General features: G+C 71.2%; 18 protein-coding genes. 7 read left to right on the top strand and 11 right to left on the bottom strand.

Translation table 11 applies throughout. From position 1 onward, the window contains the following. The first annotated feature begins 23 nt into the window (after positions 1 to 23). Positions 24 to 788, top strand: coding sequence for an IclR family transcriptional regulator (locus QMG73_RS20405; RefSeq protein ID WP_281897976.1), 765 nt, complete (start codon positions 24 to 26; stop codon positions 786 to 788). Here QMG73_RS20405 and QMG73_RS20400 read toward each other — a convergent pair. The 5 genes from QMG73_RS20400 to QMG73_RS20380 are packed head-to-tail and all read right to left on the bottom strand — an operon-like array spanning position 775 to position 6129. Then, the gene (locus QMG73_RS20400) at positions 775 to 1605 is read right to left on the bottom strand and encodes an ABC transporter permease (RefSeq protein WP_281897975.1); all 831 of its coding nucleotides are present in this window, start codon (positions 1603 to 1605) and stop codon (positions 775 to 777) included. The genes QMG73_RS20405 and QMG73_RS20400 overlap by 14 nt on opposite strands. Continuing rightward, positions 1589 to 2623: an ABC transporter permease gene (locus QMG73_RS20395; protein ID WP_281897974.1), complete on the bottom strand. Its 1035-nt coding sequence runs from the start codon at positions 2621 to 2623 to the stop codon at positions 1589 to 1591. Before QMG73_RS20395 ends, QMG73_RS20400 begins: the two co-directional genes overlap by 17 nt. Next, entirely contained in the window at positions 2620 to 4125 is a 1506-nt protein-coding gene (locus tag QMG73_RS20390) for an ABC transporter ATP-binding protein (protein ID WP_281897973.1), read from the bottom strand. Before QMG73_RS20390 ends, QMG73_RS20395 begins: the two co-directional genes overlap by 4 nt. Next, positions 4122 to 5180, bottom strand: a complete 1059-nt coding sequence (locus QMG73_RS20385; protein ID WP_281897971.1) for a BMP family ABC transporter substrate-binding protein — start codon at positions 5178 to 5180, stop codon at positions 4122 to 4124. Before QMG73_RS20385 ends, QMG73_RS20390 begins: the two co-directional genes overlap by 4 nt. 34 nt (positions 5181 to 5214) lie before the next feature. Continuing rightward, positions 5215 to 6129, bottom strand: coding sequence for a carbohydrate-binding protein (locus QMG73_RS20380; RefSeq protein ID WP_281897969.1), 915 nt, complete (start codon positions 6127 to 6129; stop codon positions 5215 to 5217). Positions 6130 to 6228: 99 nt separating this feature from the next. On the opposite strand from QMG73_RS20380, the gene sigJ reads away from it, so the two are divergent. Next, a complete protein-coding gene (sigJ, locus tag QMG73_RS20375) occupies positions 6229 to 7098 on the top strand; it encodes an RNA polymerase sigma factor SigJ (protein WP_281897967.1) in 870 nt (289 codons plus the stop codon). A gap of 5 nt (positions 7099 to 7103) precedes the next feature. On the opposite strand, the gene QMG73_RS20370 is transcribed toward sigJ, so the two are convergent. Beyond that, entirely contained in the window at positions 7104 to 7631 is a 528-nt protein-coding gene (locus tag QMG73_RS20370; RefSeq protein ID WP_281897965.1) for an RBBP9/YdeN family alpha/beta hydrolase, read from the bottom strand. Positions 7632 to 8288: 657 nt separating this feature from the next. On the opposite strand from QMG73_RS20370, the gene QMG73_RS20365 reads away from it, so the two are divergent. After that, complete coding sequence (locus QMG73_RS20365; protein ID WP_281898012.1) at positions 8289 to 9518, top strand: HNH endonuclease signature motif containing protein; 1230 nt, start codon at positions 8289 to 8291, stop codon at positions 9516 to 9518. 12 nt (positions 9519 to 9530) lie between these two features. Here the strand turns inward: QMG73_RS20365 and QMG73_RS20360 are convergent, their stop codons facing one another. Further along, positions 9531 to 10196 (bottom strand): SDR family NAD(P)-dependent oxidoreductase, encoded by a 666-nt coding sequence (locus QMG73_RS20360; protein ID WP_281897964.1) that lies wholly within the window; start codon positions 10194 to 10196, stop codon positions 9531 to 9533. A 248-nt stretch (positions 10197 to 10444) separates the two neighbouring features. Between QMG73_RS20360 and QMG73_RS20355 the strand changes: the two genes are divergently transcribed. Then, positions 10445 to 11632: an MFS transporter gene (locus QMG73_RS20355; RefSeq protein ID WP_281897962.1), complete on the top strand. Its 1188-nt coding sequence runs from the start codon at positions 10445 to 10447 to the stop codon at positions 11630 to 11632. Here QMG73_RS20355 and QMG73_RS20350 read toward each other — a convergent pair. Next, positions 11595 to 11999, bottom strand: a complete 405-nt coding sequence (locus QMG73_RS20350; RefSeq protein ID WP_281897960.1) for a hypothetical protein — start codon at positions 11997 to 11999, stop codon at positions 11595 to 11597. The two genes, QMG73_RS20355 and QMG73_RS20350, sit on opposite strands and share 38 nt — an antisense overlap. Before the next feature lie 153 nt (positions 12000 to 12152). Here QMG73_RS20350 and QMG73_RS20345 point away from each other — a divergent pair, with 153 nt between their 5' ends. Together QMG73_RS20345 and QMG73_RS20340 are read left to right on the top strand one after the other, a co-directional pair. Next, entirely contained in the window at positions 12153 to 12332 is a 180-nt protein-coding gene (locus tag QMG73_RS20345) for a hypothetical protein (RefSeq protein WP_281897958.1), read from the top strand. A gap of 26 nt (positions 12333 to 12358) precedes the next feature. After that, entirely contained in the window at positions 12359 to 13297 is a 939-nt protein-coding gene (locus QMG73_RS20340; protein WP_281897957.1) for a 2OG-Fe(II) oxygenase, read from the top strand. Between the two features lie 5 nt (positions 13298 to 13302). Here the strand turns inward: QMG73_RS20340 and QMG73_RS20335 are convergent, their stop codons facing one another. Beyond that, entirely contained in the window at positions 13303 to 14313 is a 1011-nt protein-coding gene (locus tag QMG73_RS20335) for a serine hydrolase (RefSeq protein WP_281897955.1), read from the bottom strand. Positions 14314 to 14425: 112 nt separating this feature from the next. Here QMG73_RS20335 and QMG73_RS20330 point away from each other — a divergent pair, with 112 nt between their 5' ends. Beyond that, entirely contained in the window at positions 14426 to 15163 is a 738-nt protein-coding gene (locus tag QMG73_RS20330; RefSeq protein WP_281897953.1) for an FkbM family methyltransferase, read from the top strand. On the opposite strand, the gene QMG73_RS20325 is transcribed toward QMG73_RS20330, so the two are convergent. Both QMG73_RS20325 and QMG73_RS20320 read right to left on the bottom strand, forming a co-directional pair. Then, entirely contained in the window at positions 15145 to 16362 is a 1218-nt protein-coding gene (locus tag QMG73_RS20325) for an NAD(P)/FAD-dependent oxidoreductase (protein ID WP_281897951.1), read from the bottom strand. The two genes, QMG73_RS20330 and QMG73_RS20325, sit on opposite strands and share 19 nt — an antisense overlap. Further along, positions 16359 to 17993 carry a LuxR family transcriptional regulator gene (locus tag QMG73_RS20320; RefSeq protein ID WP_281897949.1) on the bottom strand — a complete coding sequence of 545 codons (1635 nt, stop codon included), beginning with the start codon at positions 17991 to 17993 and terminating at the stop codon, positions 16359 to 16361. Before QMG73_RS20320 ends, QMG73_RS20325 begins: the two co-directional genes overlap by 4 nt. Positions 17994 to 17997: the final 4 nt, after the last annotated feature.

Raw genomic sequence — 17997 nt, 5'->3', positions numbered from 1 at the left:
AAATCCCATGTCATAATGCGCCGATGACGAGCGAGGGCGCCAGCAGCCCGGACGCCGCACCCACGATCCAGACGGTGCAGCGAGCCGCCCTCATCCTGAGCGCGTTCACGGTCAGCCGGCCGTACCTGAGCCTTCGGGAGATCACCGTCCGGCTCGGCGCGAGCAAGGCGACCGCGCACCGGTACACGAAGGCGCTACGCGCCGCCAACCTGCTGCGCTACGACGAGCAGACCGCGCTGTACTCCCTCGGACCGCAGGTGCTCACCCTCGCCGCGTCGGCCCGCGCCGGGCTGCCGATCGTGACGGTGGCCGAGCCGTACCTGGAGAAGCTGGTCAAGCAGGTCGACGAGACCGTGGTGCTGAGCGTGTGGGACGGCGAGGCGCCGACGGTGGTTCGATCGGCCGACAACACCGACCAGTCCGTGCGGATCAGCGTGCGGCCGGGCGCCCGCCTGGACGTGACCGGCTCGGCGCAGGGCCGCGTGTTCTGCGCTTTCCTCCCGCCCGACCAGGTGCCGGGCCTTCCCGAGCTGCTGCGCCAGTCGCCCGAACTGGCGGGCGATCTGGCCACGATCCGCGCGCAGGGCGTAGCGGTGGACTCGCTCGCGAGGAGCGGCGTGCGCACCTTCGCCGCGCCGGTCTTCGAGGGCACGACGATCACCGCGACCATGGCCATCGTGGGCACGACCGCGAGCGTACCGTCCGACGTGGACTCCACGATGGCGAAGTCTCTCGTCGAGACCGCCGCCGACCTCTCCCGCCGCCTGGGTTCGCTCAGCCCTGTCTGAGGGCTCGCGGTGCGCGGGAACTGGTGCGGAAGGACAGCATCGCGAGCAGTGCCAGCAGGTACGGCGCCGCCACCAGTACCTGGGAGTTGAGGGTCACGCCGAGCGCGGGCAGGGCCAGCCGCAGCGCGTCGGCCAGGCCGAACACCGCGCACCCCAGCAGCGTGCGCCCCAGCCGCCACGCGCCGAAGATGACCGCCGCGATCACCAGGTATCCCCGGCCGGCGGTCATGTTCTGGTTGAAGGAGCCGACCTCGCCGACCGCGAGGTACGCCCCGCCGAGGCCGGCGAGCGCGCCGCACCACAGCAGCGCCTGCCGGCGGCGCGCGTCGACGCGGATGCCGGTGACGGCCGCGGATCGGGGGTCCTCACCGGACGCGCGCAGCTCCAGCCCCCAACGGCTGCGCTCGACGAGCCACCACGTGAGCGGCGCGATCCCGAGCAGCAGTAGGATACTGGCCTGCGAAGGCCGCTGGCTGTCCAATGTAGAGACTGTGATCAGGTAGCTGGTCAGCCCGAGCGCCAACGCGTTGAGCACCAGCCCCACCACGAACGTGTTGAGCGCCAACCGGTGCGACAGGTTGCCGTGCACCCAGCCGACCACCATGCCCACGAGCACGCCCGCGAGCAGCCCGGTCGTCGCGCTGCCCGTGGCGCTCGCCGTCGCGACCGAACCGTACGCCGCGCTGAGCATCATCGCCTCGACCGAGATGTTCATCGTGCCGGCGCGCTCGGCCACGTACTCCCCGCACGCCGCGAACGCGAGGGGCGCGGTGAGCCGCACGCCGCTCGACAGGATCGTGTCAACGCTCTCCAGCATCGCGCGCCCTCCCCACCACGACGAAAGCCAGTACCAGCAACGCTTTCACGACGTCCACAAGGTACGGTGGGACACCGGTCGCGGCCAGGAATCCGCCGCCCGCCCGCAACGCGCCGAACAGCAGCGCCACCGGCAACGCCAGCAACGGCCGGTTGCGCGCGACGAGCGCGACGAGCAGGCCGTCCCAGCCGACGCCCACGGACATGCCGGGCTGGAGCCGGTTCGCGCCCACGGGACTGGTCAGCAGCACGGCACCGGCCAGCCCCGCGAGACCGCCCGAGACCGCGAGCGCCGCGCCGCCGAGCCGAGCCACTCGCACACCGGCGTGCCGGGCGGCGATCTCGTTGCGCCCCAGCATCGTCAACCGGAATCCCCACCGCGTGCGGTCGAGCGCGACGGCCACCAGCACCGCGGCCACCACCGCCAGGACCAGTCCACAGTTGACAGCCAGGCCCGGGTACTCGCCGAAGGAGCCCAGCAGCGCGCCCGCCGGCAGCCGGTTGGACTGCGCCGACACCGCCGCGTCGCCGACCCGCGATTCCTGCAGCAGCCACGGCGTCGTCACCGCGAACGCCACCACCTGCTGCGCCACGAACGTCATCAGCAGCGTGCTCACCACCACGTCGACGCCGCGCCACCGGTACATCAACGCGCTCAGGCCGGCCCACGCGCCACCCGCCAGCGCGGCGCACACCAGTACGCACACCACCAGCACTGGCCCGCCCACCGCGAGCCGCAGTGCCACCCACGCGCCGGCCAGCGCGCCGATGAGCACCTGCCCCTCCTGGCCGATGTTGAACATTCCTGACCGTGCGCTCACACAGGCGCCGGCGGCGACCAGCAGCAGCGGGGCCACATACAGCAGCGTCGCGGTCCACGCCGTCGGGTCGGCGAGACTGCCCTGGTAGAGGGCGCGCAGCGCGGCCGCGGGCGAGCCGCCGGTCGCGGCCACCAGCGCCGCGGACAAAGCGAGCGCCGCGCCGACAGCCGCTGATCGGAGGCTCAGCCGCGCGATCACGCGCCACCCACGAGCAGACCGAGGCGTTCGCCGGTCGCCTCCTCCGCGGGGAGGATGCCGGCGATCCGCCCGGAGGAGATGACAGCCACGCGCGAAGCCAGCGCCAGGACCTCCTCCAGCGCCGTCGAGATAAGGAGTACGCCCACGCCCTGGTCCGCCACCCGTTGGAACCGCCGATGGACGTCACCGATCGCGCCCACGTCCAACCCCTGGGTCGGCTGGGCGGCGACGAGCACGCGGGGCGCGGCCGACAGCTCGCGCGCGAGCACGAGCCGCTGCTGGTTGCCGCCGGACAGCGCGCGGGCGGGCGCGTCCAGCGAGGGCACCGCGATCCCGTACTCCTCCACCAGGCGTCCCGCCGCCGCGCGCATCCGGCGCCGGTTGGGGAACGCGCTCATGGGTGCCTTCATCGCGAGGTTCTCCGCGACGGTCATGTCGAGCACCAGGGCGGTGCGGCGGTCCTCGGGTACGACGCCGACGCCCGCCAGGTGCAGGGCGCCCGGTCGGGTCAGATCGATCGGCTGGCCGCCGACCTCCACCGTCCCCCCGTCCGGGGTGACGAGCCCGGCGAGCACGTCGCCGAGGACGTCCTGCCCGTTCCCCTCTACCCCGTACAGTCCCAGGATCTCGCCGGGTGCCACGTCGAGGCTCAGGCCATCGAGGCGGGGTGTGCCTCCTACCAGTACCCGCAGATCCCGCACGCGGAGGACGGGCGCCGCGGTGGTCGTGGCGGCGGCCTGAGCCGGCGCGACCAGCACGCCCAGCGCGGCGGCTTCGGCTTCCACCGCGACCTCGCGGCCGACCATCCACCGCGCCAGCTCCGGCGGCGTGGTCTCCGCGGTCCGTCCGGTGTGGACGACCCGGCCGCGGCGCAGCACGGTGACCCGGTCGGTGGCGGCGGTTATCTCGGCGAGCCGATGGCTGATGAGGATGACCGCACGCCGCTCGGCCCGCACGACCCGGCGCAGCACCGCGAACAGCTCCGCCGACTCGGCCTCGGTGAGCAGCGAGGTGGGTTCGTCGAGGACGAGCACCGACGGGTCGCGTCGCAGGCACTTGATGAGCTCGACGCGCTGCCGCTCCCCCGCCGACAGCCGGTCCACGCGGGAAAGCGGGTCGACCGGCAGCCCGTATCGCGCGGCCACCGCCTCGACGTCGGCACACGCCTTGGCACGGTCGACCCTGCCCCGGTCGCCGAGAATGACGTTTTCCCATACGGTGAGCGGCTCGACGAGGCTGAGCTGCTGGTGCACCATGCCGAACCCGAGCCCGATGGCGTTTCGGGGGCCGCCAACGTGGACTGTCTTGCCACGGTGAATTATCGTGCCGGCATCGCGCTGCGTGAGTCCAAGTAGGACATTCATCAGCGTGGACTTGCCCGCGCCGTTCTCGCCGAGCAGGCCGTGCACCTCGCCCTCGCGCACGGTCAGGTCGACGGCGTCGCAGGCGACAACCGGCCCGAACCGCTTGCTGATGCCGCGCAGCTGGAGCAGCTCGGTCAAGAGCCCAACCTGTCGACGTCGGCGACGACGTCGATCTTCTTGCTGCCGATGCCGGCCATGTAGGCGGTGAGTTTCTGGCTCTGCTCCGCGGTGCCCTTGCACAGTTTGACCGTGGGGTACGGGTCGACGCCCATCTGCCACACGCGGGTGACGCCCATCGCCAGCTTGCCCTTCGCGAAGTCCTGGAGGGCGGCGGCGAAGTAGTCGCCAGGGCTGAAGAGCACCGAGATGTCGAATGTGGGGCTGGTCGACGCGCACCGGTCGGTGCCCGGGGTCAGCGTGATGACGCCGCCCGTGTTGGCTTGCGCGGTGGCCGCGTCCGTGGCACCGCCCAGGTACGGGTAGACCGCCTTGACGCCCTGGCTCATCTGGGCCTGCACGGCCTCCTTGGCCTTGGCCGAGTCGTTGAAGTCACCCGTGTAGGTGGTGACGAGCGTGGCGTCCGGAACCACCGTGCGGATGCCGGCCTTGTACGCCTTGGCGGCCAGTACCGAGTAGTCCGCCTCGACACCGGTGACGAACCCGGCGCTCGTGCCACCCCGCGCCCGCAGTAGCAGCCCCGTCGCGTACCCGGCGGCGAGCATGGTCTGCCGCGGGTCGTCGGCGGACAGCACGATGCGCGGCGTCTGCGCGACGTTGCCGGACGACGGCACGTACCACGCGGTCTTGGCACACACCGGCTCTTCGGATGCCGGGATCGCGTCCTTGAGGTCTGCCGCGCCCAGCGCCACGAGGTCGACCTTCTGCTGGCAGAGCGCCCGGGCGGCGGCGAGCGCCTCCGCTGTGGGCACGCTCCCACGCTTGATGACGGTCCAGCCCTGCGAGGTGGCGAAGGCCGCCGCCGAGTCGACGAAGCTCTGGTAGTACCCCTTGTCGTTGATGTCGCCGGGGCTGAGCACGCCGATGACGACTTTTCCGTCACCGTTCACGTCGGGTTCGCCGGCGGGGACGGCGCCGGCGCTGGTCGCGGTCGGCGCCTCGGGCGCGGTCGCGTCGTTGCTGGCGCACGCCGTGAGCACGCACAACGCACCCAGCGCCGCAATGAGCCTCTTCACGAGGGAAGTATGCCGCGCGTGGTGGCGCCAACCGCTAGCGGGTTATCACCAGGCGGTCGAGGTCAGGGGCCCAGTAGTGCGGGTTGCCGAACTCCAGCGTGTTGACGCCTGCCGCGAGGTTCACCTGGATGGTGACCTGACCCACGCTTTCCCAGTTGCCGGTCGACGGGAAGTCGACCAGCAGCACGTCGCGGCCGTTGACGACGAGGCCGGCCCGGCGCCACTCGGCGGTGACATAGTGGACGGTCACCTGGTACTTCCCCGCGGTGGGCACCGACAGGCCGGTGAACTCCAGGGTGTTGCGCCGCCCGTTGCCGATCCAGCCGACGACGGCACCGCTGGACGCCGTGTCGAGCCGCCGCGTGCCGACCGAACCGTTCCGGACGTTGCCGGTCGCCTCCGCCTCGCGGACCACCCGCACCGGCTGTGGCTCCGGCCGTGCCGGTGGCCGCACCGGCGGCGAGGTCGACGGCGGCGCGACCGGGTGACTGACCGGGTCGCGGGTCGGGTCTACCGACCGCGGCGGAAGCGCCACCTGTTGCGCCTGGCCGCGAATGTTCGCGGCGTCGGGGCTGGCGGACTCCTCCGTCTGGCTCGGCGCGCCCGTGGTGGCCACGAAGGGCGGCAACACGGGCAGCGCGACCTCATCCTCCGATGTGGACGCACCATAGAGGACAGCCGGCACGGCGAGCACGGCCGCCGCGATCGTAATGGCCTTTACCGGTACCGCGTACGCGCGATGCTGCCGCACCTGGAACGCGTCGGGCACCGAGCCGCCCGAGAAGTCGCGCCGGAGCACCAGCGTGCCCGTGGCCGGGGCCAACGACGTCTCCCGTCCCGGCGACACCGGCACTGTCAGGCCGCGATCGAGCCAGTAGACGTAGTCGTCCGGCAGATCGTCCACACTGGTCAGCGAGACCCAGCCGCCTACCCGTAGATCCTCCGCCATGCGGCAGATACTAGCCGTAGTGCGTCCGTAAGAGAAAGATTCGTTTTCTCATTTTATGGTTCGATCTGCGTGTCACGTCCGGAGCGGAGGCTCAGACCGATGGACCATACGGATCAGCTGGCGGCGCGGTTCGAAGAGCACCGGAGTCATTTGCGCGCCGTCGCGTACCGGCTGCTGGGATCGTTCGCCGAGGCCGACGACGCCGTACAGGAGACGTGGCTGCGGCTCAGCCGCGCCGACAGCGCCGAGGTGGTGAATCTCGGCGGCTGGCTGACCACCGTCGTGAGCCGCGTCTGCCTGAACCTGCTGCGCGACCGCCGGCACCGCGACGAACAACCCCTCGACACCCGGGTACCTGACCCGATCATCAGCGAGATCGACGGCGGCGACCCCGCACACGAGGTCGTACTGGCCGACTCGGTCAGCGTCGCCATGCTCGTCGTCCTGGAGACACTGAGCCCGCCCGAGCGGCTCGCGTTCGTGCTGCACGACCTGTTCGCGATGCCGTTCGACGAGATCGGCCCGATCCTCGACCGCACACCCACCACGACCCGCCAACTCGCCAGCCGCGCCCGCCGCCGGGTTCGCGGCGCCACCCCGGCCTCGGAGCGGGACCAGAATCGCCAGCGCGCGGTCGTCGAAGCGTTCCTCGCGGCGGCTCGCGGCGGCGACCTGGCCACCCTCGTCGACCTGTTGCACCCTGAGGTCGTCGTGCGTTCCGACGGTGGGGCGGTGCGCCCAAGCACCCTCGTACGCGGCCCGGAAGCGGTGGCACAGGGCGCCATCGTGTTCGCGCGGATCGCCGAGCTCACGCGTCCCGTCCTCGTCAACGGGGCGGTTGGCGCGGTCGCGATGTCGGAGGGGCGGGTGGTGGCGGTGGCCGCCTTCACGGTGGCGGACGGAAAGGTGCTGGCTCTGAACATCCTCAACGACCCGGAGCGCCTGCCGTCGCAGCCTGCGGGCTGGTAGGTCGCCTACAGCGTGGCGACGAGCCGCTCGCCCTCGGGCCACGGCCCGAAGCCGTTCTTCGAGTCCAGGTGCCCGACGTCGCCCGCGTCGTACAGCTCGGCACCCCAATCGCGCGCGTAGTCCGCGAACTGGGCCGGCGTGCTGTAAGGGTCGGTGCTGCTCGCGACCACGATCGACCGGAACGGCAACGGTTGGCGCGGCACCTCACCGATGAACACATCGTCGTCCGGCCGCGGAGTCCACTGAGGATCGATATAGGGCGGCGTCACGAGGAGCGCCGCCCGGACGGGTCCACTGTGTTTACTCGCCCACAGCACCACTGTCAGGCAACCCGCGCTGTGCGCGACAAGGACCGCGGGCTCGTCGCTGGCACTCACCGCGGCGTGCAACGCGGCCACCCGCTCGTCCGCGACATAGGGTGGGCCGGGCGGCTCCGGCGCCCACTGGTAGTTCGGGCGGCTCTCCACCCACTGCCGCGTCCAGTGCTCCGCGAACGACACTCCCCGCCCCGGCACTACGAGATACCGCGTCACACCCGCATGCTATCCGCCGCGTCACGCCGCCTTCGCGCCTTCGCGCCTTCGCGGCCCTCCCCGGTCTCGCCCACGTGAGCGCCTCCTCGCGTTCGCGCCTCCTCGTCGATCAAGGTCAAAGGCACGCGGTTCGATCTCATTTCCGCGTGCATTCGCCCTCGATCCCCGCAGATCTCCTTGATCGGCGCCGCTCGACATTTCTTAGTGCCCCGGTCCGCGTCACCTGCGGACCGCATGCTCCCGCGGGCACCGCGCGGGCCGGCGGCTCGCGAGCGCTCGCCGAAACCCCGGCCCACGCTGCCAGGGCCGCGCGCCAAGCCCGAGGCCCCGAGGTGCTGCCGCGCCGCTTCCGCTCCTCGGCGCGTTAGACGCGCCTGTGGTGCGGGTCGGCTTGCCACCGGCCCGCGTGCACCGCGCCGCGCGAGGCCCGGCGCCGTCGATCAAGGGCGAATGCACGTGGTTGGATCTCTTTTCCGCGTGCATTCGCCCTCGATCCATGCGGATCTCCCTGATCGACGGCCGGGGCACATCGCCGCGGAAACAGGCCCCAGCCCGACCAAGCACGCCAACTTTTTCGGCGACCGGCGTGTCGGCCGGCGTGTCGCCTGACGGGGCAACGACCACCGCACAACGTACGAGAATCAATGTGTGCGGGAAATGTTGGAGCAGCTCAGGGAGATCGCCGGCCAGTGCGCCGGCACCCCAGTGTGGTCGCTGTCCAACCCCGACCTCATCGACGCCCTCCACACCGTCCACGACGCGCAGCAGATGCTCGCCGCCACCACGCTCCACCTCATCCGCGAAATCGAAGGCCGCAACCTCCCCATCGCCCAAGATGCCGCCAGCACCGCCGTCTGGCTCCGCGAACAGCTACATGTCAGCATCAATACCGCCCGCCGCACCGTCGACCTGGCCAAAACACTGGACCAACGGCCGACGCTGGACACGGCACTGTCAAGCGGCGCTATCAACGTCGAACAGGCACACATCGTCGCCAAAACCGTCCACGACCTTGCCGACGAAGCGTCGCCGGATATGGTCGACCTAGCCGAGAAAGCCCTGATCGCAGAGTTCGCCGACTGGGAGCCGGCCATCCTCCGCAAAGCCGCGGAGCGGATCCTGGCACATGTGGCACCGGAAGTGGCCGACGAAGCCGACCGACGCGCCGCCGAACGAGACGAGAAACGCGCCCAACGGACACGGGCGTTCACGCTGACCAACAACGGCGACGGCCGCTTCCGGGTCACCGGCTGGCTGGACGCTGAGGCCGCCGCGATCGTCAACGCCGCCCTGGATCCGCTGTGTAAGCCCGACCTGGAACGAACCCCGGCCCAACGCCGCGCCGACGCACTCGTGGAGGTGTGCCGGCTGGCGCTGCGCACCGAGCAGCTACCGGACAACGGTGGGGATCGGCCGCAGGTCGTGGTCACGGTGCCCTTTGACGTGGTGCGTAAGGAGCTTGGGCAAGGGCAGCTGGACACCGGCGAAACACTGAGCCCCCAACGGGTGCGACGCCTGGCCTGCGACGCTCACATCCTCCCCATCGTCCTCGGCGGACAGGGGCAGATCCTCGACGTCGGCCAGCAACGACGCCTGTTCACCGGACCACTACGCCGAGCGCTGGTCGCACGGGATGGTGGATGCGCCTTCCCCGGCTGCGACCGACCACCACAGTGGTGCAACGGCCACCACATCCGGCATTGGACAGACGGCGGCGACACCGCCCTCAACAACGGCGTCCTGCTGTGCGGATACCACCATCGGCTCATCCACCGCGGGGAGTGGGAGGTGCGGATGGCCGACGATGGTCGACCCGAGTTCATCCCACCGCCCTATGTGGACAGCGAGCGGCGACCCCGCCGCAACATCTACCACAGGCGAACGTAGGGGCGCGCGCCACTATCCAGTGTGGACGACTTCCCGTAGCCACTGCTCTCGCGGTTGGGTGTGGAGGTGCCAGTAGTGGTTGGCGATCTCGTCGGGGTCGAAGGCGGTTCCTGGGGCTACGGCGCCGGCGACGGTCACCGATGCCACGTGCACGCCCGCCGGGCCGTACTGCTGGTGCAGCAGCTCGACCGCGGTGCGTACGCCGGCCTTGCCCAGCGACAGCGACACGTACTCCGGCTTGGGCTCTGGCATCCCGCCCGTGACGATGAACGAGCCACTGCCGCGCTTGGCCATGCCGGGCAGGGTGTGCGCGGCGGTGACGAGTGCGCCCACCACGTTGACCGCCCAGGCGTCCAGGTGTGCGCGCATCGCGTGGTCATTCACCGCGAGGTCGTCGACCGTGTCGGGTCGGATGAGTGCGGCGTTGTAGACCACGATGTCCGGTGCACCGAGCTCGGCCGCCGCCGCGTCGAGGGCGGCGCGCAGCCCTCGCTCGTCGGTGCTGTCCGCTGTCGACGCCACGACCGGCACGCCCAAGAGGCGCACGTCGTCGGCGATCCGTCGCACGCCGGCGTTGGTGCGTGCTACGAGCGCTACCGGCATGCCTTCGCGCGCGAACCGCAGTGCCACCGAACGTCCGATTCCTGGACCTGCCCCGATGAGGACCAACCCCGCCACCTGTGCCTCCTTCGTTGCCGAGGGAGCACCAAGCTAGACCTTCACACCGGTGTGAAGGTCAACAAGAGATGACGGCGGTCACATGCGGTACGGTGGCTTCGTGATCTGCCGCAGCGCCTTCCGCCAGTGGGTCACGCCTGATCTGCCGCTGTACGGCAACGACCACGAGCGCGGCGACTTCGCTCCCTGACCGGTTGCGTTTCCGCTGACCGGTCCTCCACTCCTCCGATTCCATCGGGAGCTTTGCCGTGCAACGCCCATCCACCGGCGTGCTCGCCGTCCTGCGTACCGCTCAGGTCGCTCGGGTGCTCGCCGCCAGTACCGTAGGCCGCATCCCTCTCGCGTCGTCGCCGGTCGCGCTGCTGGTTTTCGCCCGCGAGCGCTGGTCCATCGGGATCGCCGGGTTGCTCGTGGCCGCGTACACGATCGGTCTGGCCATCGGCGGGCCGATGCTGGCGCGGATCGCCGATCGGTGGCGCCAGCCGCCGGTCATGGCCGGTGCCGTGGCCGTTTCGACCGCCGCGTTCCTCGTGCTGGCGGCGGGTCACCCGCCGCTGGGCGCCGCCGCGGTGGCGGCGCTGCTCGCGGGGGCGGGCGCGCCGCCGTTCGAGTCCGGCCTGCGGGTGCTGTGGCGCGACCTGCTGCCGGAAGAGCGGGTCCACACGGCGTACTCGCTGGACATCGCGGTCCAGGAGCTCATTTTCATCGTCGGGCCGCTCGTCTCGATCGCGGCGGTCGGTGCGGGCGGGGCCAGCGCTGGGCTGTACGCGACGGCGGCGCTGCAATTGATCGGTACCGCCTGGTTTGTCGCGACTCCGGCCGTGCGCCGGTGGCGCGGCGCGGCGGCCGATCGGCACTGGGCCGGCGCGCTGCGCGCGGGCCGGCTGCGCGTGCTGCTCGTCGCGGTGGTGCTGGTCGGCGCGGGTGTGGGCGCGCTGCCGGTGGCGGTGACGCGGTACGCGGAGGAGGCCGGCGCCCGCTCGTGGGCCGGCTGGCTGCTGGCCGCGCAGGCGACCGGCGCGCTGGTCGGCGGCCTGGTCGGCACCCGCCTCAAGCTGCCCGAACGCCGCCTGCCGTGGGGCGCCGCGGCGCTCGCGGCGGGTTACGCGCCGCTGGTACTGGCACCGGCGCCGCCGATCATGCTGCTGCTCGCCGTGGTCAGCGGATTGGCGTTGCCGCCGCTGCTGACGGCGACGTTCGTGATGGTGGACCGGATCGCGCCGTCGGGGACGGCGGCGGAGGCGTTCGCGTGGGTGGCGACCGCGTTCACCGCGGGCGCCGCGCTCGGTGCGGCGTTCGACGGCGCGATTCTGGACGGGGTATCGGGCGCGGCGGCCGGCTTCGTGCTGGCGCCGGTGGTGATCGGCGCCAGCACGCTGTTCTTCCGGTTGGCGGCTGTCAGCAGGGGTGCTGCGGTCGCGGCGACACCCCGGTGAGGTCACCGTAGGTGCCCACGCCGCGGTAGTAGTAGAACCCGCCGCAGCCGTCGTTGTTGTCGAACCAGGCGGTGCCGCCCTCGGCGTCCGGGCCGAGCGGGTACGTGATGCCGCTGTCGATGGTGGTCCACGGCCCGGAGGCGGTCGTCGAACGCTGCAGGTCGATCGCCACCTGGCCCTTGCAGCCGCCGCTCAGCCAACCGGACACATAGAGCATGTTGGCGCTGTAGCCGACGTTGCCCATGGTGAGCGTGCAGGCGGTGGCGGTCGTGCCGGCTGCGGCCTGCGCGCTCGCTGGTGCGGCGATGCCGCTGCTCAGAGCCATCGCGGCGGTGACGGTGGCCAGCCACTTGGTGGTGCGTTTCATGGAAATCCTCCCCAGGATGGTTGTGCGGTAACGGAGACAGCGTAGTGAATCTTGCTTGCATCGCACTGAAAAACCACGGCACTGAAAAATCACGGCGCTGAAAAACCACTGTGCTGAAAGACCTGTGAAAGGGCCGCTGGCTACCGTGGGGGTATGGGTAAGGAATGGATCGCAGTGCTACCGCTGGTGGTCGGCGCGGTCGCGGTCGTGGCGGAGGGCGACGACGTGCTCACGCCACCGCCGTCTCCCACGGTCGTCGTCGCTGGCGCCGACGGAAATGACATCCTGGTACCGCCGGGCGGCGCCGCCGCACCGGACGACGATCGGCTGTAACCACGGCACCGCAACGGGGGGATCCGGTGCCGCTGTTCGTGGCACCGGCTCCAGACGGCTCACCGTTCCGGCTCGACTCGGTCGCCGGGCGGTACGTCGTGCTGTGCCTGGCCGGCCCCGCCACGGCTGAGCTGCTCGACCATCCGCGGGTGTCCTTCGTGGCGGTACTGCTGCCCGGATCGCGCCCACCGTCCCTGCCCGCGGGGACGCGGTGTGTCGACGATCCTGACGGTGCGATCAGTCAGGCATACGGTGGGCCCGCCACGTATGTGCTGTCACCCAACCTGCGCGTGCTGCACCGGCTCCCACCCGACCACACCACACGATCCCTTGTGGACGTACTGGACGGCCTGCCCCCGCTCGACGACGGCCCCGACGCACCCGTACTCATCGTTCCCGACCTGTTCGAACCGTCTTTCCGCCACGAGCTCGTGCTCTATCACGCGCGCACCGGCGGGGAGCACACCGGCGTGATGCGCGGCCTGCCGGACGGCCGCACCGTGCTCGTCGACGACCCCGGATACAAGCGCCGCCGCGACGTGCTCATCACCGACGAGTCCCTGCGCGCGGGCCTGCGGGACCGGATCACCCGCCGGCTCGTACCCGAGATCCGCAAGGCGTTCCAGTTCGAGGCGACCCGCATCGAGCGGTACATGCTCGCCTGCTACGACGCCGACGAGCGCGGCTTCTTCCGCGCCCACCGCGACAACACCACGCCCGCGACGGCGCACCGGCGGTTCGCGGTGAGCGTCAACCTCAACACGGGCGAGTACGAGGGCGGGCGGTTGCGGTTTCCCGAGTTTAGCCGGCGGCTGTACGACGTGGCGGCCGGCGGCGCGATCGTGTTCTCGTGCTCGCTGCAGCACGAGGTGACCCCGGTGACCCAGGGCCGCCGGTACTGTTGCCTGCCGTTTCTCTACGACGAGGCCGCCGCCGCCACGCGTACTCCTCCTACGGGAGGATGAGCCGGCTACCGCGACTCGGGACGGTACGGCTTCACGGTCTGGCGGGCGCGCGCGAGCGGGTTGGTGGTCTCACCGATCGTGTCGAACATGACACGACCGAGCTTCGCGTGCGCTTCGACGGCCGGGTGGGTGGCGCCGAAGTTGCCGGTGTCGCCCAACCCCTCGGCGAACATCGCGTACGTCAGCACCGGCGCACCGTCGCTGCCGAACATGATGCCGGCCTCGTGACGCGCGCCGCCGAGGTCGTCGGTTTCCGCGCCGTACTTGGTGGCGATCCGGCTGCGCTCGACCGACGACATGTTCCGCCGTACGCCGTCGTGGTAGCCGTTGACCCAGCGCGTGACCCTGAGCATAAAGTCACACGAGGCGGGCGACAGCAGTGTCTTGTTGGCGAGCCGCCACAGCAGATCGTGGGTCTCCCGGGGCGTCGTGACGCCGAGGAAGAACCGGTTGGGGTTGGCCACCGGCTCGACGCGCGTGTGGGTGAAGCCCTTCGCCGCCAGGATCTCGTTGATTTCCAGGGCCGGCACGACGCGGCCACACATGCGCACCGACGTGTTGTCGGAGACCAGCAGCATCGCGGTGAGGAAGTTGGCGATCGTGAGGTCGTCGCCCCACACGCCGTGCAGGTGGTAGATGCCGCTGCCGCCAAGGATGATGCTGGCTTGCATGTCGAGCTTCTGGCCGAGGCTCAACTGGCCACGGTCCACTTTGTCCAGTACCGCCATGGCCACGAACAGCTTCTGCACGCTGTAACCGTGGATGACGAAGTCGGCGTCGTCCTCGACGACCGTCTTCAGCGCGCCGGCCGAGTCGACCGCCGCGATGTGCGAGTGCCAGATGCCGCGCGCCTTGGTCTTCTGCGCCCGGTACGTTTCGGCGATGCGCTGCGGCCCGAGCAGCGATACGCCGGGCCGGGCGCTGGCCGGAACGGCCCCACCCGTCGCGCCCGCGACCGCCGCGACCGCCGCCGTGCCCGCGCCGATCGCGGCGCGCCTGCTGATTCCCTTGGACATCCGGTACTCCCCATGATCGTCTACGGCACCTGAGCCGCCGTTGTATAAGGACACGCCGATCATGAGAAGGGTTGCACGCAATCCGTGAATAAGTTCGCGGTACGGTCAGGGGATGTTCGGCCGCGCCTGGGGCATCGCCCGCTCACTCGCCATCTACCACGGCATCCCCGGCCGGCAGGGGCGCATGCGCCGCATGTACCGGCAGTTCCTGGGCCCGGGCGACATCGCCTTCGACATCGGCGCCCACGTGGGCAGCCGGGTCCGCGCGTGGCGGCATCTGGGGGTACGAGTCGTCGCCGTCGAGCCGCAGCCGGACTGCCTACGGGTGCTGCGGCTGTTCTTCGGGCGGGATCGCGACGTCACGATCGTGGCCGGTGCGGCGGGTGCCCAGTCGGGCACCGTGCGGCTGTCCATCTCGAGCGCGGCACCCACCGTGTCGTCCATGTCACAGGACTGGATCGACTCGGTGTCGCGCGACGAGAGCTTCGCCAAGGTGCGGTGGGATCGCTCCATCGAGGTACAGGTGGCGACCCTGGAGGAGCTGATCGCCACCCATGGCACCCCCGCGTTCGTCAAGATCGACGTGGAGGGGTTCGAAGCCGACGTGCTGGCCGGGCTGGCCACGCCGGTGCGCGGGCTGTCGTTCGAGTACCTGCCGTCCGCGCACGACGCGATGCTGGCCTGCCTCGATCTGATCGAGAAGCTGGGCACGTACCGGTACAACTACTCCCCGGTCGAGACGATGCGCCTCGTCAGCGACCAGTGGTTCGACGCGGCGGAGCTGCTCACCTACCTGGAGAAGGTGCGCCAGATCGGGAAGTCCGGCGACATCTACGCTCGACTGGCCTGACCGCTCATAAGGCGAGCCACGTTCGGCGGCGCGAAGAAGTCGGCCGGTGACACGACGCCCGCGTTGAGCTGGGCGAACTCGTCCATCGCCGCCTGGTTGCCGTTGATCGCGGTCAGCAGCGCCACCAGGTCGGGCGGCGGCGGCTCCAGCGTGGCGAGTTCGGTGGTGAACTCGTACATCGGCAGCGAGCCCTCGTCGCGGGTGGCCTGGTAGCCAGCCATCGCCTCGTCGTACGGCCGGGCGCCGGACAGCGCCTCGTCGAGCGCCCGCGCGCACAGCTCGGCGTCGCGGAACGCGTCCTGCATGCCCATCGCGGTGATGAAGTCCTTGTTGTATCCGGCGTCGCCGACCAAAGCCCACCCCGGCCCGTACGGCTTGCGGAAGAAGTTCGGCACCGCCATGCCGGCGAAGCGCTCCTCGCGGGTGGCCGCGTCGACCCGTCCGGCGAACTCCGGCGCCAGCGCGAGCGACTTGAGGTAGTTACCCTCCACATCGGACTTGTTCGCCTCGAACTCGGCGTACGGCCAGCCGACCACCACCAGCGTCACGCCGTCGTTCGTCGGCCACGCCGCGAAGCCGCGCCCCGGACGGATGTACGTCTCGAAGCGCCCGTTCATCGGCAGGCCGCTCCAGTACGTGTAGTAGCCACAGAGGAGCTTCGGCTTCTCGTGGTACCGCTCGGCGGCGACCGCCTCGGCGACCACCGACCGGAATCCGTCCGCCCCGACGACCACCCGGGCGCGCTCGGTGACCGGCTGCCCGCCCCTGCCGTGGCCGCGTACCCCGGTCACCCGGCCGTCCTCGACGAGGATCTCGTCGACCGTGAAACCTTCGCGGACCTCGGCTCCCGCCTCCGCCGCGGCGTCGACGAGCACCTTGTCGATCCGGGTGCGGCGCGGGGCGTACGCCAGCGGCGTCTCGCCGGTGCCGGGCGCCCCTTCGAGCGTGAACGGCCCGAAGTCGAACGCGTACGTGTCGACGGGCGGCACGCCGGTGGCGAGCATCGCGTCGAGTACCCCCCAGCGGCGCAGCGCGGCGATGCCCGGCGGGTGGATCATGTGGGTCGAGACGGTGTCACTGGGAAACGTCGACTTGTCGACGACCAGCACCCGGTACCCCTTGCGGGCCAGCAGCATCGCGATGGGCGAACCGGCGCACCGGGCGCCGACCACGACGGCGTCATAGCTTTTCGCGCTCATGAATCGACGCTAGATCCGCCGTCGGCGGCCCCGCGTCGGAAGAAATACCCACTCTCGTACGCGTACGCCGTCGCCGCCGACCGCGACGTCACGCCGATCTTGGTGAAGATGTTGCTGATGTGACGGTGCACGGTCTTTTCGCTCAGGAACAGCTCGGCCGCGATGGCCCTGTTCGTCTTGCCCGCCGCGACCAGCCGCAGCACCTCCTCCTCGCGCGCCGTCAGCCGCCCCGGCCGCCCCGATACGGCGAGGGCCTGCGCGTCGGGTACCGCGCCGAGCTGCTGGAACGCCCACCCGGCCGCGTCCAGTTCGAGGGCCGCGCCGTCGCGGTCGCCGAGCGACTGGCAGGCCAGCCCGATGAGCACGCGGGTCCGCGCGGCCTCGTAGGGCGCGTCGAGCTCGTGCCAGCGCGTCCAGGCCGCACGCAGCGTGGTCAGTGCGGCGCGGGCGTCCCCCTCGGCGAGCTGCACGGCGCCGGTCGCCCTCGTCGACAGGGCCTCCGCGTACGCGGTACCGGCGCCAGCCGCGATGCTGGCCAGCTCGTCCGCCGCCGCGCGGGCCTCGGCCACGTCGCCGGCCGCGATCATGATCTCGACGTGCGCGCTCAGCAGATGCGACCGGCCGACCCGGTCGCGGGTCTCGCCGACCGCCGTGCGCATCGCCGCGGCCGCGGCCTGGACCTGTCCCTGCGCCAGCCGCAACAGGGCGAACCCGGGCTGCGCGCGGTAGCCGCGCCGGCTCGCCTCCCGGAACGCCTCCTCGGCCGCCGCGAACTCGCCGCGCACCCGGTGCAGCTCGGCCAGCCGGTAGTGGGCGGTGGCGGCGGCCGGGCGGTCGCCGAGCCGCTCGCACGCCAGCCGCGCCTCGTCGACGGCGTCCGGCCAGTCGCCGTGGATCTGCATCAGCTCGGCGCGGTGCACGAGGCACTGGCCGCGGTACGGGACGAGGTCGGGCTGGGTGTCGCACCAGTGGGTCAGGGCGGCCGTCCATTGGCGCGCGCGGCGCAGGTCGAACGCGTTCTGGCACTCCAGGAGCACCGCGCAGTACACGATGCCGGCCACCCGCGGCGAGACCTCGCCCGCGGTGACCGCGGCCATCGCCTCGTCGAGCAGCGCGACGCCGTCGGTGATCTTCCCGGCGCGCACGAGGGCCTCGCCGCAGCCCAGCCGGCCGAGCGCGCGCAGGTCGGGCTCGTCGAAGCGGTCGCCGAAGCGACCGACGCCGGTGAAGGCCGTGTACGCCGCCATCGGGTCGCTGTCGAGCACGGCCAGCGCGTCGGTCACCAGCAGGTAGCCGCGCTCGACGCAATCCGCGGCGCAATCGTCGAGAATGCGCCGAGTGCGTGCCAGCCAACCACTCGCCCGGGCGTCCTCCGCTCGGAGGAGAAGCCCGAACGCCAGCCAGAAAGCGCACCGAGCGGCGCTCCGAGGCTCACCGGCCGCCAGCCACCGCTGGTGCGCGCGCAGCCAGGCGTCGTCGCTGCCCTCGTCCTGGCCGCAGAGGTAGCCGGCGAGCGCCAGCCGTTCGAGATCCTCGGGCTCGACGGCCGCCGACAGCAGGGCGTACGCGTCTGCCCACGCGCGCCGGTCGAAGGCCGACCGGCCGCGTGCGAGGTCGCCGTCCGCGCTCATCCGC

It is taken from the genome of Phytohabitans aurantiacus, from assembly GCF_027923225.1.
GTDB classification, from domain to species: Bacteria; Actinomycetota; Actinomycetes; order Mycobacteriales; family Micromonosporaceae; genus Phytohabitans; species Phytohabitans aurantiacus.
Note: the sequence above shows the minus strand (reverse complement) of the source record. Positions and strands in the feature narration are given on the sequence as shown.

Excerpts from the sequence above, each read along its gene's own strand:
- sigJ (WP_281897967.1), top strand. The coding sequence starts at position 6,229 with ATGGACCATACGGATCAGCTGGCGGCGCGGTTCGAAGAGCACCGGAGT.
- QMG73_RS20330 (WP_281897953.1), top strand. The coding sequence starts at position 14,426 with ATGTTCGGCCGCGCCTGGGGCATCGCCCGCTCACTCGCCATCTACCAC.
- QMG73_RS20345 (WP_281897958.1), top strand. The coding sequence starts at position 12,153 with ATGGGTAAGGAATGGATCGCAGTGCTACCGCTGGTGGTCGGCGCGGTC.
- QMG73_RS20350 (WP_281897960.1), bottom strand. The coding sequence starts at position 11,999 with ATGAAACGCACCACCAAGTGGCTGGCCACCGTCACCGCCGCGATGGCT.
- QMG73_RS20320 (WP_281897949.1), bottom strand. The coding sequence starts at position 17,993 with ATGAGCGCGGACGGCGACCTCGCACGCGGCCGGTCGGCCTTCGACCGG.
- QMG73_RS20405 (WP_281897976.1), top strand. The coding sequence starts at position 24 with ATGACGAGCGAGGGCGCCAGCAGCCCGGACGCCGCACCCACGATCCAG.
- QMG73_RS20400 (WP_281897975.1), bottom strand. The coding sequence starts at position 1,605 with ATGCTGGAGAGCGTTGACACGATCCTGTCGAGCGGCGTGCGGCTCACC.
- QMG73_RS20325 (WP_281897951.1), bottom strand. The coding sequence starts at position 16,362 with ATGAGCGCGAAAAGCTATGACGCCGTCGTGGTCGGCGCCCGGTGCGCC.
- QMG73_RS20380 (WP_281897969.1), bottom strand. The coding sequence starts at position 6,129 with ATGGCGGAGGATCTACGGGTAGGCGGCTGGGTCTCGCTGACCAGTGTG.
- QMG73_RS20365 (WP_281898012.1), top strand. The coding sequence starts at position 8,289 with ATGTTGGAGCAGCTCAGGGAGATCGCCGGCCAGTGCGCCGGCACCCCA.
- QMG73_RS20335 (WP_281897955.1), bottom strand. The coding sequence starts at position 14,313 with ATGTCCAAGGGAATCAGCAGGCGCGCCGCGATCGGCGCGGGCACGGCG.